Source organism: Deltaproteobacteria bacterium (genome assembly GCA_009692615.1).
In the GTDB taxonomy this organism is placed as follows: Bacteria; Desulfobacterota; Binatia; order UBA9968; family UBA9968; genus DP-20.
The window spans coordinates 1-15,253 of the sequence record SHYW01000123.1; the positions used below are offsets into that span (position 1 = coordinate 1).

13 protein-coding genes are annotated in these 15,253 nt (G+C 55.3%); 1 reads left to right on the top strand and 12 read right to left on the bottom strand.

The features are described from left to right. Positions 1-502 precede the first annotated feature (502 nt). Positions 503-1,549 carry a hypothetical protein gene (locus EXR70_21710; protein ID MSP41114.1) on the top strand — a complete coding sequence of 349 codons (1,047 nt, stop codon included), beginning with the start codon at positions 503-505 and terminating at the stop codon, positions 1,547-1,549. Positions 1,550-1,768: 219 nt separating this feature from the next. Here the strand turns inward: EXR70_21710 and EXR70_21715 are convergent, their stop codons facing one another. The 12 genes from EXR70_21715 to EXR70_21770 all read right to left on the bottom strand — a co-directional run bounded on the left by EXR70_21715 (position 1,769) and on the right by EXR70_21770 (position 15,019). Next, positions 1,769-2,752, bottom strand: a complete 984-nt coding sequence (locus EXR70_21715; GenBank protein MSP41115.1) for an extracellular solute-binding protein — start codon at positions 2,750-2,752, stop codon at positions 1,769-1,771. 158 nt (positions 2,753-2,910) lie between these two features. Further along, positions 2,911-3,966, bottom strand: a complete 1,056-nt coding sequence (locus EXR70_21720; GenBank protein MSP41116.1) for an extracellular solute-binding protein — start codon at positions 3,964-3,966, stop codon at positions 2,911-2,913. 37 nt (positions 3,967-4,003) lie between these two features. Continuing rightward, complete coding sequence (locus tag EXR70_21725) at positions 4,004-4,948, bottom strand: NAD(P)-dependent oxidoreductase (GenBank protein MSP41117.1); 945 nt, start codon at positions 4,946-4,948, stop codon at positions 4,004-4,006. Positions 4,949-4,977: 29 nt separating this feature from the next. Then, a complete protein-coding gene (locus EXR70_21730; protein MSP41118.1) occupies positions 4,978-6,123 on the bottom strand; it encodes an amidohydrolase in 1,146 nt (381 codons plus the stop codon). Between the two features lie 34 nt (positions 6,124-6,157). Next, positions 6,158-7,324, bottom strand: coding sequence for an ABC transporter substrate-binding protein (locus EXR70_21735; protein MSP41119.1), 1,167 nt, complete (start codon positions 7,322-7,324; stop codon positions 6,158-6,160). A 5-nt stretch (positions 7,325-7,329) separates the two neighbouring features. Beyond that, positions 7,330-8,661, bottom strand: coding sequence for an MmgE/PrpD family protein (locus EXR70_21740; protein ID MSP41120.1), 1,332 nt, complete (start codon positions 8,659-8,661; stop codon positions 7,330-7,332). A 20-nt stretch (positions 8,662-8,681) separates the two neighbouring features. Continuing rightward, positions 8,682-9,872 (bottom strand): ABC transporter substrate-binding protein, encoded by a 1,191-nt coding sequence (locus EXR70_21745; GenBank protein MSP41121.1) that lies wholly within the window; start codon positions 9,870-9,872, stop codon positions 8,682-8,684. After that, entirely contained in the window at positions 9,835-10,857 is a 1,023-nt protein-coding gene (locus EXR70_21750) for an ABC transporter substrate-binding protein (protein ID MSP41122.1), read from the bottom strand. The genes EXR70_21745 and EXR70_21750 overlap by 38 nt, the downstream gene beginning before the upstream one ends. 19 nt (positions 10,858-10,876) lie before the next feature. Beyond that, positions 10,877-11,944 (bottom strand): extracellular solute-binding protein, encoded by a 1,068-nt coding sequence (locus EXR70_21755; GenBank protein MSP41123.1) that lies wholly within the window; start codon positions 11,942-11,944, stop codon positions 10,877-10,879. A 24-nt stretch (positions 11,945-11,968) separates the two neighbouring features. After that, a complete protein-coding gene (locus EXR70_21760; GenBank protein ID MSP41124.1) occupies positions 11,969-13,144 on the bottom strand; it encodes an alpha/beta fold hydrolase in 1,176 nt (391 codons plus the stop codon). A gap of 16 nt (positions 13,145-13,160) precedes the next feature. After that, positions 13,161-13,991: a hypothetical protein gene (locus EXR70_21765; protein MSP41125.1), complete on the bottom strand. Its 831-nt coding sequence runs from the start codon at positions 13,989-13,991 to the stop codon at positions 13,161-13,163. A gap of 14 nt (positions 13,992-14,005) precedes the next feature. After that, positions 14,006-15,019 (bottom strand): extracellular solute-binding protein, encoded by a 1,014-nt coding sequence (locus tag EXR70_21770; protein MSP41126.1) that lies wholly within the window; start codon positions 15,017-15,019, stop codon positions 14,006-14,008. Positions 15,020-15,253: the final 234 nt, after the last annotated feature.

Consider the following 15,253-nt stretch of genomic DNA (forward strand, 5'->3'; position numbering starts at 1 on the left):
GTGCGGCCTCAACCACGGTGATCTCGCTGCGATATACTCGTTGAATTATGTCTAGTCGTTTCTCGTCTTTCATTGTCAGGGTTGTCATCCTTCCACCCTGACATAATTACGTTGCCGTTAACCCCTGACATAATCACTTTGCTACAACAACCCACGGTTTTTGCTGTTGTGGGGGTTCCCGGTTTTCGAGTAGAGTATCCGCAGATTACGTGTTGGATCAATGAGGATTTCCTAGCCGAGTACCGAGCACATGCGAATACGCGATATGCGGCCGCTAGTTGCCCATTTGAGGCTTTCGATGTTCTTGCAGATATTCAACGCGACTCTGGAAACAAGTACATGTATATTGCTCCGATCGGTACCAAGCCTCATGCCCTCGGAGCGATATGTTATGCATTGCGCAATCCGGATACCACCGAAATAATGTATGATAACCCGATTCGAAAGCCGGGCCGCACCGCGGGGATCGGTCAAATGCATGTCTATATGCTGAAGCCCTCCTATGTCGCACTATGATCTAGACCGGTATTATACGCCGGCGAACTTGGCTCGATCCATTGTCGAGCTTTCCGACCTAGAACGCATTGGAACTTGTCTCGATGCCGCATGCGGCGACGGAAGTCTGCTCGCAGCAGCAAGAGACGTATATTCAGATGTTCAGTGTATGGGAATTGATGTTGATGCCTCCGCGATTTTGCGTTTGAGGAAAAGGCATCCAACGTGGATTTTGTCGCATGCGGATGCGCTTGCCAATTCAGCTTGGAAACGAGCGCGAGCGGCTCGTCAAAGCGTAGGTTGTGATTTGGTACTTCTCAATCCTCCGTTTAGTATGGGGGCACGAAAAGGAATTTTTGTGAATATGGCCGGTTTCAGCGGGAGATGCAGCGTTGCGATGGGCCATATTTTAACCGTGTTAATGCGCGCACGACCTGTAGTTGGCTGCGCGATCGTTCCAGAATCTATGCTGTTTTCCAACTTAGACGAGAACGCACGACGATTTCTATCTCGTTTTTACTCTCTTCGTTCCGTTCGCTCGCTTCGCAATTCGACGTTTCGCGGAGGACATGCTAACGCACTTACAATAAAGATAGAGAGAGCTGTTGCAACCGACCAATCAGTTGCAACTGAAAAAACTCAGGAATTAAACGGGGTCCAGATTGTCCGAGGTGGACTACCTCTTTTCCAAGCCGAGTTTCACCGCACAGGCGTTCCCTTTATCCATTCTACCGATCTACGATCTCTAACCAAAGGTATTCTACCGCGTCAGAGAACTCGACAGATTTCACGCGGATTAGTGTCAGGCAATGTCATACTTCTTCCTCGGGTAGGCGTCCCCTCCCGACGGTCTGCGCGGTTCATAAAATTCGAACACGAAGTTCAGCTATCGGATTGCGTCATCGCCCTGCGATGTGTTAACCGTGCCACGGCATTGATTTGGCAAAGGAAGATATCGGATAGATGGGATGAACTCGTAGCAATGTATCGCGGTACTGGCGCTCGATATGTTACCGTTAATCGACTGCATTCATGGCTTGCGTCTATATCCTAGTGAGTTTCCCGCACATCAATCAGAGAATCGGCAGAGAATCAGAGTTACCGAGTACGGGCCAGGTCTTACCGGTTTGTTGCCTAAATTGATTTTTTAGTGCGGGATCGTAATCTCATCGCTATAAGAGATCAGGGTTAGACATAACAGTCTCTACAATCTTGGATAATTCGGCCAATCACAATCCAGTAGGTCGAAGCTAAGAGCCTTGTGCGATAGCATTCACTTCCTTCTGATAAAAAGTTTCTGCATCAGCCCGTCCCACTCGGCGTATTTTTTTTCGGCTTCGTCGACGCCGTATTTTTCGTCGAGGTAGGATTTCTTGAACTTCTGCGTCAGCGAGCCGATGTCGTCGCGGGGCGACCACAGGCCGCCTTTCATCATCAGTTGCTGGCCTTCTTTGGAATGGATCCAATCGATGAAGAGTAACGCGGCATGGGGATGCGGCGCCTTTACCGTCAACCCTGAGTAAGCAACCGTGGTGACTACGGGTTCCAACGGCCGCCAGTCCACCGGCGCGCCTTTTTGTTTTGCCTGGGTGACGTTGGCATCGAAGATCGTTGGCGATAGCGGCACTTCTCCGGAGACGACCAAGCCGCAAAGAGCTGCGCCCGCCATGTTTTGTACTTTCATATCTTGGTCGGCCATTTTTTCGAGGTAGTCACGGCCGAAAGTCTCCAGCGTATTGCCAATCCACCGCGTTCCCGTCGAGGTATTGACGATCGACATCTTCCCTTTCCATTTCGGGTTCAACAGATCCAGCATCGATTTTGGCGCTTCCGCGATCGGTATCAGCGAGGTGTTAAAACCCAAGCTCACGTAGGTCTCGTAATGACCGACATAATAGAAACCATTTTTTCCTTTGACTTTGACATCTTCAGGATAATAACGGGCATCCGGAACGTGATGTTCCTGGAAAATCCCCTCGCGCTTCATGGCGTCCATCTGCTCGCCGGTGGTGGCGATGACATCGGCGATGTACTGGCCGGCTTTGATTTCTTCAACCGAGCGCTTGATCAAAGTGCGTCCGTCGGCGCGATAATCATTGACTTTCAAGAACGGATATTTTTTCTCGAACTCTTTGGCCATGGTGCGATACCAGCTGTGCGAGCCGTAGAGCATGAACGCGCCTTCTTTTTTGGCGCCGTCGATGAGAATCTTTTCGCGATCGGCGCCTTGATAAAGCGCGAGCTGAGGAATCGACATAGGGGCAGCCGCGGCAAGGACTTGCGGCACTGAGAGAAGATAGAAAATGAAACCGGCTAACGATGCGCGGCACAACCCGATTCGTGGATATTTTGGCACGGTATGTCTCCTTCAGCTTTAGCGATTAAGTAGCGCATCCGATTCGCCGTGGCAAATCGCTATTTTCGCGCCACGAACAGCTGGCGCATCAGCTTCTCCCATTGGGAAAACTTGTTTTCTAGTTCTTCCAGCGTGTATTTCTCGTCCAGGTAGATTTTCTTGAACTTCTGCTCACGGGTTCCGACATCGTCTCGTGGCGACCAAAGCCCGCCTTTCATCATCAACAGTTGACCTTCCTTTGAATGCACGTAGTCGAGAAATAGCATGGCCGCGTGTGGGTGGGGCGCTTTTGAAGACAAGGCCGAATAACCGACGGTCGTAGTAACCGGCTCCAGGGCGCGCCATTCCACCGGCGCGCCTTTCTGTTTGGCAACGGTGACATCGGCGTCGAAGATGGTCGGCGACAAAGGCACTTCGCCCGACGCGACCAGTCCGGATAATGCGGCGCCGGACATGTCTTGGACTTTGAGTTCTTGGTCGACCATCTTGTCGAGGAAGTCGCGGCCCATGACGTCGACCATCGCGCCGATCCAGCGCACGCCAGTGGAAGTGCTGACGATGGCCATCTTGCCTTTCCACTTTGGGTCGAGCAGATCCTTGAGCGTCTTCGGTGCCTCGTTCGGCGCTACCAGGGTTGGGTTGAATCCTAAACTATTATAGGTTTCTCGATCGCCGAGATAGTAAACCCCCAACTTGCCTTTGGCTTTGACGGTGTCGGGATAAAAGCGCGCTTGCGGCGTTAAATATTCTTGAAACAAGCCATCCCGCTTCATCAACCCCATGCCTTCGGAAGTCGTTTCGACGACATCGACAATCGCTTTGTTGGCGGCGAACTCTTCCATCGCCCGGCGGATGATATTTTTCGAATCGTTGCGCCACTCGGAAACCGCAATGAAGGGATATTTCTTTTCAAACTCTTTGACGTAGGTTTTGAACCAGGTGTGGGAGTCGTAGAGAACCAGCTGGCCTTCCTTTTTGGCACCATCGATGAGAATTTTCTCCCGGCCGGCGCCTTGGTACAGGGCGATCTGCGCCACGGTCATCGGCGCGCTGGCGGCGAAAGTTTTTGACGACGCTAGCGCGATGAGTAAAAGGAAGAAAAAGAAGCATTTCACAGTTCAACCTCCTCCGTTGGCGACCAACGGGTCGCGTTTAAATTTTCAAGTTGGTTTTATGTTCCAGCAACCACGCCGCGAGTTTGGCGATGCCTTCTTCCAAGTAAACCTTCGGCTGCCAGCCCAGCTCTTTTCGCGCCAGTGAGATGTCGAGCGGATTGCGCAAACGATGCGGCGCGACTTCGGCGGCGTTGGGATGGTGGCCGATTTCGAATTGCAAATTTGGCAGAGCTTTTTCGATCGCACGTTTGAGATCTGCGCTGACGTAAGTTTTGTCGAGGCCAATGTTGTAGGCTTTGCTGAGCGGGCCTGGGGTGAACAGGGCGCGGCTGACGCCGTCGGCGACATCGTCGACGTAGATCAAGTCGTCCACCGGCCGGGTGAGAAAGGGCCGGCAAGTTTGGCCGAGGATGCCTTTCTTCAGTTCCAGCGGGATGCTGCGATAAAGTCCCGGACCATAGACCGATGAATAACGCAGCGCGACGAAATCGACGCCGTGCTTTTCTTTGTAAAAGTTGCCCATCCATTCCGAAACGGTCTTTGCCGCGCGATAAAAATAAGTCGGATAGATCGTCACGGCGTCGTCTTCTTTGACCAGAGCGCCATCCGGTTTGCTGAGCTGGCCGTAGATTGACGCCGAGCTGGAGTAGACCACGCGTTGGATTTTCAAATCTTTGGCAGCTTCGAGAATATTGGTCATGGCCCGATAACAGTAGTCAATTACCGTTGGGCTTTCGTCGCGCGGCGGATGGGCGGCGTGAAAGATATGCGTCGGCCGTTCTTTTTCACACAGCGCGCGGAATTTCGCGCCGTCGGTGACGTTCATGATGTGGCTTGGCGCTTGGATGCCGAGCAGTGCTAGGTCCGGCGCCCGCGGCACGACGTCGATGGCGACGACTTTGTGGCCAAGGGTTTCCATTAACTTGGTAACATGCGAGCCGATGAAGCCGTTGGCGCCGGTGATTAGAACGGTTGCAGCCATGCGATTCTCCCAATCTATTCGATGCCGATTTACGCCACGCCGTAGAACTTGGCGGCATTTTGCCAAATCATTTTTTGTTCGATGTCGTTGGCGATGCCTTGGAACTGCGCTTTATTGACTTCCTTCGAGTGCGGCCAGGTGGAGCCGCCATGTGGGTAGTCGCTGGCCCACATATAATTGTCGATCATCTTGAGCGACTCGGCGGCGAGCACGCCGGCCCGGTCGTCTTGAAAGGTGACGTAGACTTGCCGCCGTACTTGTTCGCTCGGCAGCGCATCGATGGTCGGCGAGTCGGGAGATTCGGAACGCGCTCGCAATAACGAACCGTCCAATTTGTTTATGAACGGCTGAATCCAAGCGAGATCGTATTCGGCGAGGACGAAGGGCAGTTTGGGAAAACGATCGAGAACGCCGCCGAAAACCAAATCGGTCAACAGATTCAACGGCTCCAAGATCGTCCGGCGCAGGGCGTTGCGCCCCTGTTGCAGTTTCGAAATCACTTTCAGCCGCGCGGCCATGCGATCTTTGCCCTGAAGAATGTTGATGTGAAAATGGATCGGATAGTTCATGTCTTGAGCGAGCTGCCAAAGACGATCGTAGTCCGCGTCGCCATAGCACATTCCATCCGGCAAACCCGAGGGCAGGACGACCCCTTTGAGACCGAGCTTGGCGCAGCGTTTCATCTCCTCCATGGACCAATCGACGTCGAGGGCGGAAAGCAGCCCCAGGCCGATTAACCGCTTGGGCGCGGTGTTGCAGTATTCGGTCATCCAATCGTTGTAGGATTGCAGTCCGGCCTTTTGTAGCGGCGTCTCTTCGCCTTGCAAGCTATAAAAATTCCGCGCCATGCTCGGATAGAGCACTTCGATCTTGACGCCGTCGAGATCCATGTCTTTCAAACGCGCCACCGGATCCCAAGGGCCGCGCCAACTTTCCCAGGTAAAATTTTCAATCACCTGGCGCACGCCGCCGGGGACTTTCTCAACGCCGGCGGTAAATGTCATGCCCACCGGGTCGGGTTCATGGCCGTCGAAAACCATGTAGAGACCTTTTTTGCCGGGCGGGTCTTGGACAAAGTGCGGGCCATGAGCGCGCAAGTTTTTCGGGATACGCTCCCAAGCTTCGGGCGGTTCGTTGACGTGAGAATCGGCGGAGAAAAATTTTGGCTCTTCCATAATGATAGGCCTCCTGAGAGTTGGCTATTAATGCTTATTTGCTCTTGGCGAATTTGTAAACGCTATCGATAAAACCGCTGTCTGCCAATTTTCGATAAATGCGCTCGTCGATCAGATCTTCGGCCTTGATCTTGGCCACGCTCGGGTTATAGCGCAAGACGCGCTGAATATTTCGCAGCCCGTCCAGGCCTGGGTAAGGGTTGCGCGCCAGAGTTCGATCGAGATCCTGCAGCGCTTCCTTGGCCGCGGCGATATCCGAGAGCTTCAACCGCTCGGTGAAAAAGCGCAGCACAGCTTCTTGATTCGCCGGATTGTATACGAAGGCGGTGGCTTCGATGAGGCCGCGCAACACCGCTTCGACGATCTCGGGCTGTTGCTGCAAATAGTTGCGCGACAGCACGAGACCGGAGCTGGCGAAAGGAATTTTCGCGCGCGACAGTTCGGCGAGGACGTTAAAACCTTTCTTGCGAAGCTCGCGGGTGAAGGACGGTTCGGTCAAGATCGCATCGATGCGTCCGGACGTCAGGGCTTGGGATAACACCGTCTGATCGCCGAGGGCTTGCAGCTTGATGCGGTCGCGCTCGGGGTTGAGCTTGAAACTTTCCAAGCCGAGAATCGCGCCGATCCAGGTGGTGCCGCCGATGTTGGTCACGCCGATCTCCTTGCCGCGCAAGTCGTCCATCGACTTCAACTCCGGCCGGCTGACGATATCCCAGTAGACGTCGTGATTGAAGGTGGCGACGATCTTGAGATCGTGACCGCTAGCCGCCGCGCTCAACGTCGGCACGCCGCTGGTATGACTCAGTTGCACTTCCCCCGTGGTCAGCGCCAGCATTTGGATGGTGCTGTTGCGTACGTAGATCGGTTCGACCTCGATGCCGTGTTTGCGAAACAAACCATTGCGCACGGCGAACCACAGCGGCGCGGCGCTGACGCCGACGTTGGATTGGCTAAGACGAATTTTTGCCGCCGCCACCGCCGCGGTGGCGGGACGCGCGACGATCAACGCGATTAACAGCGCTAGTAGAGTTAGCAGGACCGATGACCGAGAATTCTTACTTCCTCTCCCTCTGGGAGAGGATAGAGGTGAGGGCAAGGGCGACCGCCGGCAGCCCCGACAAGATGCCCTCACTCTTGCCCTCTCCCAGAGGGAGAGGGAATTGCGGAAATTTGTTGCCGTTGAGTTTCTTTGGAGCGTCATATCTCTTACACGCGTAGCGCCCCGGTGAGCGCGTGAATCGAAGCAACGGACTCGAGTTGCTTCACTTTGTCAATTACGATTTCCGCATTGGCAGTGGTGATACTTCCTGCCGTCGCAGCGCGAAATTTTTCCGCCACCGCGTCCCAGCCGTGAAGGTCGCTCGGCGTCTGCAGCTTTTCTTCCAAGCGCGCGCCGTTTTTCAATTGCACCACCAACGCCGGCCCGCCCGGTGTGTGGCGCACGCGGCCCATCAATTGTTGCACTAACGGCTGCTCCACATTGGCGTCGGTGAAGTCGCCCGGTTTCAGTTCGCGATGAATCAGCGCCATGGCCAGGCAATAGGCCATGCTAAATCTGCCCTCGTAGCCGCGCTGAGGAATCTGGCGCACTAGCGGATAGGGTTTTTGATCGCACTCGATCGATTCTATGGCTTCAGGCTTGAGGTCGTGTTGGCGCACCAGCCGCAACATCGCCTCAAGACCGTTATGGGTTGCCGTGCAGGAAGCGTGGGGTTTGATGCGAATTTCGTTTTCCAAATGAAATTTTGTGCCGAGCTCTTGCGCGAGGGATGCGACAATGTCGTCGGGGATCGGTCCTAGCGCTTCGAGCAAGCCGAAGCGCCCTTCAATCGCCGTGTCGTCGCTAGAAAAACCACTCTGCGCCAGTAGCGCGCAAGTCAATCCGGTGGCGGCGGCGTGGCCGGTGCGAAAGGGTTTGGCCATGGTGCCGCCGTCGCGTGTCAACGCGCCGCAGGAGCCGGCGGCCAAGCCAATCGCCGCAAGCGTTTCTCGCGCCGATAAACTCAATGCGTGGCTCGCCGAGCAGGCGGCGGCGATGGGACCGAGGATGCCGTTGGAGTGCCAGCCTTTGGCGCCGGGGCCGATGCCGTCGGAGCGCCGGCCGAACAGCGCATCGAGGCTGTTGCGCACTTCGCGGCCGACGACAAACGCCGCGAGCATCTTGGCGCCGGAGAGATTCAGTTGCTCACAGACCGCCAACGAAGTCGCTAACGTATAGGTCGTCGAGTGATTGCGATCGTCGTAGTCGAGACCATGGGCGAGGGTGCCGTTGATGAGCGCCGCGTCGCGTGGCGTCACGGATTTGCTCGTGCCCCAGATGGTGCAAGGACCGTCGCTCGTGTTGGCGTTGGCGAACTTCAACAGGTTCACGCCGACTTCTTGGTTGGTCGCAAGCACCGCGACGCCCAAGCAGTCGAGGATCGCGAGTTTCGCGTTATCGGTTGCCTTCGCGGGTGCGCTTGGCAATGAAAACTGCACGCTAAAGTCGGCCAGCTTCTGTGAAAGTTTGTCCGCGCTGTTTGCTTTATCTTCCGCCATGAACGCTTCTCCAATTCAAATTAGTGGCCCTTGGCATAGAGCGAGTCGATAAAACCGCTTTCGTCGAGCTTGCGGATGAAGCGGTTATCGATGACTTCTTCGATTTTGGCGCTCATGACTTTGGGGTTTAGTGTCGCCATCATCCTTTGTATATTGCGCAGACTGTCGACGGCGCCGTAGGGTTTTTTTTCAAAGCCGATCAACATGTCTTGATAGCCATCTTCGAGGCTCGCCACATCGTTGAGTTTCATTTGACGCATCATGGTTTGCATGACGGTGTTGCGATTGGCGGGTGTGGTGACGAAAGCTTGGGCTTCGAGCAGCGCCTTCAACACGCCTTCGACCACCGCGGGATGGTCCCGTAAGAAACCGCCGTTGACCGCGAAGGCGGTGCTCATGAAGGGAATCTTGGCGCGATAGAGTTCCGCCAGGATCGTCATGCCTTTGAGCTTGCTACGGCGGCTGAGAAAGGGATCGAGCAGCGTGGCGTCGATGTTGCCCGCTTCCACGGCTTGGGCGAGCAAGGTTTGGTTGCCGATGGCGTTGATGCGGATCTGGTCGCGGCTCGCCTCTAAACCCAAGTGCTCAAGTGTAAGATAGGCCGCCATCCAAGTCGTTCCGCCGATGTTGGTAATGCCGAAACGTTTGCCGCGCAAATCTTTTGCTTCTTTGATTTCCGGCCGCACCACCAGATCGTAAGTGAGCCGGTTGCCCGGAGCCGCGATGATTTTCAAATCCTGGCCGCCGGCCACCGCCGAAAGCATCGGCGAGCCGCCGCTGCTGGCGAATTGCACTTCGCCGGTGGCCAGGGCGGTCATCTGCAACGGACTACTGCGCAGATAGATCACTTCCATCTCGACGCCATGTTTGGCGAAGAGCCCACGCTCTTGGGCGATCCACAGCACGGTGGAGCGCGCGCTGACCGCCGACTGACTGATGCGGACTTTGACCGCTTTTTGTGGCGCTTGGGCCGCGGGCAAAAGCATTGGCCATAGCGCAGATAGCAAGAGCAAGTATCGAAGAGTTTTTCTAGTTCTCATAGATCCTATTGCTGTCATCCCGAACCCTTCGGCAAAGTTCAGGATAAACTCCGTGAGGTATCTCGTCTTGTCAGCGACGGGCGCAGACGAGATTCCTCGGCTGCGTCTCGGAATGACAGTTTCAGTGCCATCTTTACTTGGCAAACAGACTATCGATATAGCCGCTGTCATCGAGCTTACGCACGAAGCGACTTTCGATAATGTCCTCAGCTTTTACCCGCGTGACCTTTGGATTCAAGCCGCTCATCATTCTTTGAATGTTGCGCAGCCCTTCCACCGATGGGTAGGGTTTTCTTTCGAAGCCGACGAGGATTTCCTGGTAACCTTCTTCTAAGACCGTCGGATCGGCGATCTTCATCTGGCGCGCCATGGTTTGCAGCACGATGTGTTTGTTGGCCGCGGCGCCGACGAAGGCTTGCGCTTCCATTAACGACTTCAAAACATTTTCCACGATCTCGGCATTTCCCTTGAGATAAGCACCATTGACGATCAGGCTGGTGTTGATGAACGGGATCTTCGCGCGATAAAGATCGATCAACACCGACAAGCCTTTTTGTTTGAGCCGCCGGCTCAAAAACGGGTCGAGCAGCGTGGCGTCGATATTTCCCGCTTCAACCGCTTGGGCGAGGATCGTCTGGTTACCGAGGGCGTTGATGCGAATCTGGTCGCGCTGATGATCGAGGCCCAAATGTTCCAAAGCGAGAATCGCCGCCATCCACGTTGTGCCGCCGATGTTGGTGACGCCAAAGCGTTTGCCGCGCAGATCGCGGGCTTCTTTGATTTCCGGGCGCACGACTACGTCGTAGGCCAGACGGTTGCTTGGGCTGGCGACGATCTTCAAATCCTGTCCGCCGGCAACCGCCGATAGCACTGGCGCGCCGCCGCTGCTGGCGAATTGCACATCGCCGGTGGCCATGGCCGCCATTTGCAAATTGCTGCTGCGCAGATAAATGGTCTCGACTTCGAGGCCATGCTTGGCAAACAATCCCTGGCTTTGGGCGATCCAAAGTATTGCCGAGCGCGTGTTGACCGCGGACTGACTGATGCGGATTTTCGCCAGAACTGGTTTGTTGGATTGTGCCGCGCTTTGGGCTGCATGCGGTTCATTTCCGATTAACAGCGACGCTAGAAGACATAGGGCGATCGACCGGAACATCGGCGTCGTTTCCACCAGCTCAGCGTTTGCTGATGAACAGCTTGCGTTTCAAGCCTTCCCATTCGGCGAATTTCTTTTCGATGATCTCGGGCGGGTATTTGCTTTCGATATAGATTTTTTTGAATTTCATCTCCGGATCGATGACGTCGTTGCGCGCCGAACTGAGACCGCCTTTGACGACCGCCTCTTGCCCTTCTTTCGAGTGCAAGAAGTCCACGAACAATAGCCCGGCGTAGGGATGGGGCGCTTTGGCGACGAACGCCAACATACCGGTGGCACCGATCACCGGATCGATGGGACGCCACTCGACCGGCGCGCCCTTCTGTTTCAAGACGGCGATGTTCGAGTTGAAAATCGTCGGCGATAGCGGTACTTCGCCCGATGACACCAATTCGGCGAGCGCGGCGCCGGAAATATTCTGGACATTGATATTCTGCGCCGCCAACTTTTCCAGGAACTCCATGCCGAAGGTCTCGACGATCGCGCCGATCCATTGCGTCCCGGTCGTCGTGCCGGCGATGGTCATCTTGTTCTTCCACTTCGGGTCGAGCAGCTCTTTCATGGTCTTGGGAGCTTCAGCGAGTGGAATCGCTTTGGTGTTAAATCCCATGCTGATGTAAAGCTCGCGACTGTTCCAATAGAGCACGCCTTTTTTGCCTTTGTGCTTCGCTTCGTCATCGTAGCGGTTGATCTCGGGCAAATGGACTTCTTGAAACAAGTTGTCCGCCTGCAAGAGCGCCATATAGTCAGGACTGGTCTCGACGACATCGGCAATCTGCCGACCGGCGGCGGCTTCCTCGGTCAAACGCTTGAGCAGTTCCTTCGAATCGCTGCGATAGATGTTGGTCTTGATGAACGGATACTTTTTGCCGAACTCTTGGGACACATGGCCGGCCATCCAAGTGTTCGATGTGTAGAACGTGACCTGGCCTTCTTTTTTGGCGCCGTCGAGAAGAACTTTATCGCGATCTTTGCCTTGATAGAGAGCTAGTTCGGCGGTTGTCGGCGGCTTGGCCTGAGCGGCTTCAGCGCGTTCAGCCGGCAAAAAATTCATGACGAGAACGCATAACAAGAATTGCCACAGCATGAGGAAATCCTCCTTGAAGCAAGTTTAGCTGTCGAAGTAACCTACCTTATAGGCCCACAGCCAAAGGTAAGCGATCTTCTCGTTGTAAAGTTCGGCGTAGCCGACGTGACCGTAGCGCGGAATCAACACGACGTGAGCGCCGCGGGTCGTAGCTGCGTACTTCGCGGCCATGAACATCTCGCGTTTGTTTTCTAGCGGCGCGCCGCCGTTGACCCAATGGCCTTTGTCGTTTTCGCCGGCGACTAGCAGGACGCGGATGGATTTCAACCAACCGCTGTTCGGCTCCTGCAAGTGATCGAAATATTCTTCGCGTGGCAAGCCGGTGCGTTTCGGGTACTCTTCCAAGATTCCCACCGCCGCGTTGTGCTGGTTGTCGCACAGACTAATTTTCATCTGCGAGCGCAGCGGCGTGACCAGGCGGATGTAGTCGTCGGCGCCGCCCCAGGGCGTTAAGTCCTCGGGATCGACGTAGCCGGAATTTTTAAACGAGTCCGGCGAGCGGCGGGAAATATGATCGATGGGTTTTTCCGAATACTTCTCGGCGCCGGTTTTTTCGCGCCATTCCATCCGCCAACCGTCCGGACCGCCGCTGCCGAAGCCGACGATGCCGATGACTTTGGTTTGCTTGGAAAAGCGTGTCAGGTGCGCCGCCATCGGCCCGCCGGTGGAGTGGCCGAAGCCGATGATCTCTCGGCTGGCGAGATGTCGGTCGGTGAGTAGGCCGGCACCCTGGAGAATGACGTTGAAAGTGCATTTCAAATTGCGGTCGAGAACTTCCGCCGGCGCAAGCTCGCGGTCGAGCAGATAGATCGGTTGGCGCTCGGGCACGGGAATTTTCCACACGCCGCCAGGCGGATAATGGCCGGGATAGGTGAGCGACAACACTTTGAATCCCTGCGCTGCCAGCACCCGCGCCAAACCGGGCCGGCCGTCCGGTGTCAGATCCATGATCTTTTCGCTGGCGGCGCCGCCGTGAAAAAACACCAAGGCGCGCTTACTATCGATTTCTCTTTCCGGCGTGTAGAGCGTGCCGTGCATGTCCCAGTCGTAGCCGTTACGGTTATAGCGCGTGGTGACTTCTTGAGAATGAAAGTTGCCGTCGGGGTAGGGCGGTGGGATGGCGAGCCATTCATCCCATTTGAACTCCAAGAGCAGTTGGTTCGACTTCAGACCGCTAAGAAATTTTTCGCTGATGGTCATGGCTGCGATCGTCTCCCTAGCTTTTGTTGACGTAGTGATCGAGATACCACTTGGCGATCTCGCCTTTAGTGCAAAACCAAACGTCTTTGAAGCTTTTCGCGTAGCGGATGCATTCCTCGAACACGCCGATGATGTTGGGCCGGCCGCCGATGTGCGCGTGCACCAGGGCGTCGATCAGTTTCGGCGCGCCGGCTTGGCCTTCGGCGTAGAGATAGTCGAAGGCGATCTTGAAGCTGTCGAAATAGTTGCGCGCGGGATTTTTCGGATGAAAGATCAGCGCGTGATCGTTGGCGTAATCGCAGCGCGGCATGATCACCAGCGGTTTCAAATTGATCATGCGGTGTTCGGGAATATCGGGGCCGGGCAAATCGCCGGTCCAGTAGATGCCTTCGTTGATCAGATGAGTGAAAGTGTTGTCGTTGATCCGATGGCCGGGACTGACCCAACCGACCGGGCGCTTGCCGGTGACTTTCGCCAGGGCGGTTAAAGTCCGCTTGATGTTGCTGATCTCGGCGTCTTTTTCGAGGGCGGTTAAATAAATGTCGTTGACCCAGCCATGGCCGACGATCTCGTGGCCGGCGTCGCTTAATTCTTTGACTGCGTCGGGGTAGAGTTCGGCGACCCGGCCGTTGGTGTCGATGGTGCCCTTGACGCCGTGGCGTTCGAGCACGTCCATGATCCGCCATATACCGGCTTTGCCGCCGTATTCGCCGTAGGCGAGGGAAGCGAAATCGATTTTGTCGCCGTCGCGGCGGTACTGCGAGGCCTTGTCAAAAGTTTCGAAGGCGACGAAAAAACTGACGGCGATCTTCGCGTCGTTGGGCCATTTGATCGGTGTGGGTCTCATTTATAAAATGCTCCTTAGGATTTGGGCGCGGAAAATAGCGTCCGAAACTGTTCGTAGTTTTTGTTGTAGTCGTCGGCGGCGCTGAACTCGTCGATGACGTAAGTCAATTTGTCGGCGCCCTGGACCATGCTGGTGACGCCGCGCCGCGTCGGCATGCGGCCGAAGGAGACGATGATTTTTTGCCCTTCGTCGGAGAGCATGAAATCGATGAACAGTTTGGCGGCGTTGGGATGGGGCGCCTTGGCGCCGACGGCGATCGGCTGGAATTTCGTAAACACCGGGTCCTGGGCGACCCAGTCCACCGGCGCGCCTTTGCGCTTGGCATCTTCGACGTTGTGAATGTAGGTGTTGAGCACCAGGGGAAACTCGCCGGCGGCGAGCAGGCCGGTAAGAATCGTCTGGCCGGCATAGAGACGAAACTCTTGGGCGCCCAGTCGGCGCATGTAAGCGAGTCCCTTGTCTTCGCCCATGCGTTTCATTTTCCAGGCGAACCATTCGGGCTTGGTATGGTCCATGCCAATTTTGCCGCGCAATTTGGGATTGATCAAATCGTTGTCCAAGCGCGGCACCTCGCTGCGCGTGAGCATGCGCGTGTTGTAGCCGATGACGTTGGGCATCATGTACACGGCGGACCAGAAACCTTCGGGATCGAAGAAACCCTTTTGCAGATTTTTTGCTTCCGGCGAAAAATATTTTCCCAGCAGATTTCGTTTCTTGAGAAAATAAGCCTGGGTCTCCGCCGACTGCACGACATCGAAGTCGAACTTGCCGGCCTGGGCTTCGGTCATGATCTTGGTCAGCAGCCGCTCGCCCACGGCGCGGAACATACTGATCTGCAAAAATGGATAGCGTGCTTTGAAAGTGTCGTTGAGTTTCTGCGCTTGCTCGACGGTCATCGAAGTATAGAGAACCAGCGAGCCTTCCTTTTTGGCGGCTTCGATGGTCGGCTCGTGATTGTTGGCGCGCGCCGTCGTGCTGCTGAGGAATATCAACGATGCCCATAGGAATAGTTTGGTAATGATCGTCATGAACCGACTCTGCCGAAGAATCACCGGGATACTACCAAGGCGTGAATGAAAGGGTCAACCTAAGCGGTTGAGAAATAAAAAATTGTGTCGTGGCAACGTCAATATGTCATGTTAACAGCAACGCGATTATGTCAGGGTAGTGCGTTGGGTTGAGGTCGTAAGTTAGAAACCTGGCCATAGCGGAACCCCACCTTGTTGGAGTTGGTTCGATATAGGCGAAGTGTGTGCGTCGTT

Excerpts from the sequence above, each read along its gene's own strand:
- EXR70_21710 (MSP41114.1), top strand. The coding sequence starts at position 503 with ATGTCGCACTATGATCTAGACCGGTATTATACGCCGGCGAACTTGGCT.
- EXR70_21715 (MSP41115.1), bottom strand. The coding sequence starts at position 2,752 with ATGTCGATTCCTCAGCTCGCGCTTTATCAAGGCGCCGATCGCGAAAAG.
- EXR70_21725 (MSP41117.1), bottom strand. The coding sequence starts at position 4,948 with ATGGCTGCAACCGTTCTAATCACCGGCGCCAACGGCTTCATCGGCTCG.
- EXR70_21730 (MSP41118.1), bottom strand. The coding sequence starts at position 6,123 with ATGGAAGAGCCAAAATTTTTCTCCGCCGATTCTCACGTCAACGAACCG.
- EXR70_21735 (MSP41119.1), bottom strand. The coding sequence starts at position 7,324 with ATGACGCTCCAAAGAAACTCAACGGCAACAAATTTCCGCAATTCCCTC.
- EXR70_21740 (MSP41120.1), bottom strand. The coding sequence starts at position 8,661 with ATGGCGGAAGATAAAGCAAACAGCGCGGACAAACTTTCACAGAAGCTG.
- EXR70_21745 (MSP41121.1), bottom strand. The coding sequence starts at position 9,872 with ATGACAGCGGCTATATCGATAGTCTGTTTGCCAAGTAAAGATGGCACT.
- EXR70_21750 (MSP41122.1), bottom strand. The coding sequence starts at position 10,857 with ATGTTCCGGTCGATCGCCCTATGTCTTCTAGCGTCGCTGTTAATCGGA.
- EXR70_21755 (MSP41123.1), bottom strand. The coding sequence starts at position 11,944 with ATGCTGTGGCAATTCTTGTTATGCGTTCTCGTCATGAATTTTTTGCCG.
- EXR70_21760 (MSP41124.1), bottom strand. The coding sequence starts at position 13,144 with ATGACCATCAGCGAAAAATTTCTTAGCGGTCTGAAGTCGAACCAACTG.
- EXR70_21765 (MSP41125.1), bottom strand. The coding sequence starts at position 13,991 with ATGAGACCCACACCGATCAAATGGCCCAACGACGCGAAGATCGCCGTC.
- EXR70_21770 (MSP41126.1), bottom strand. The coding sequence starts at position 15,019 with ATGACGATCATTACCAAACTATTCCTATGGGCATCGTTGATATTCCTC.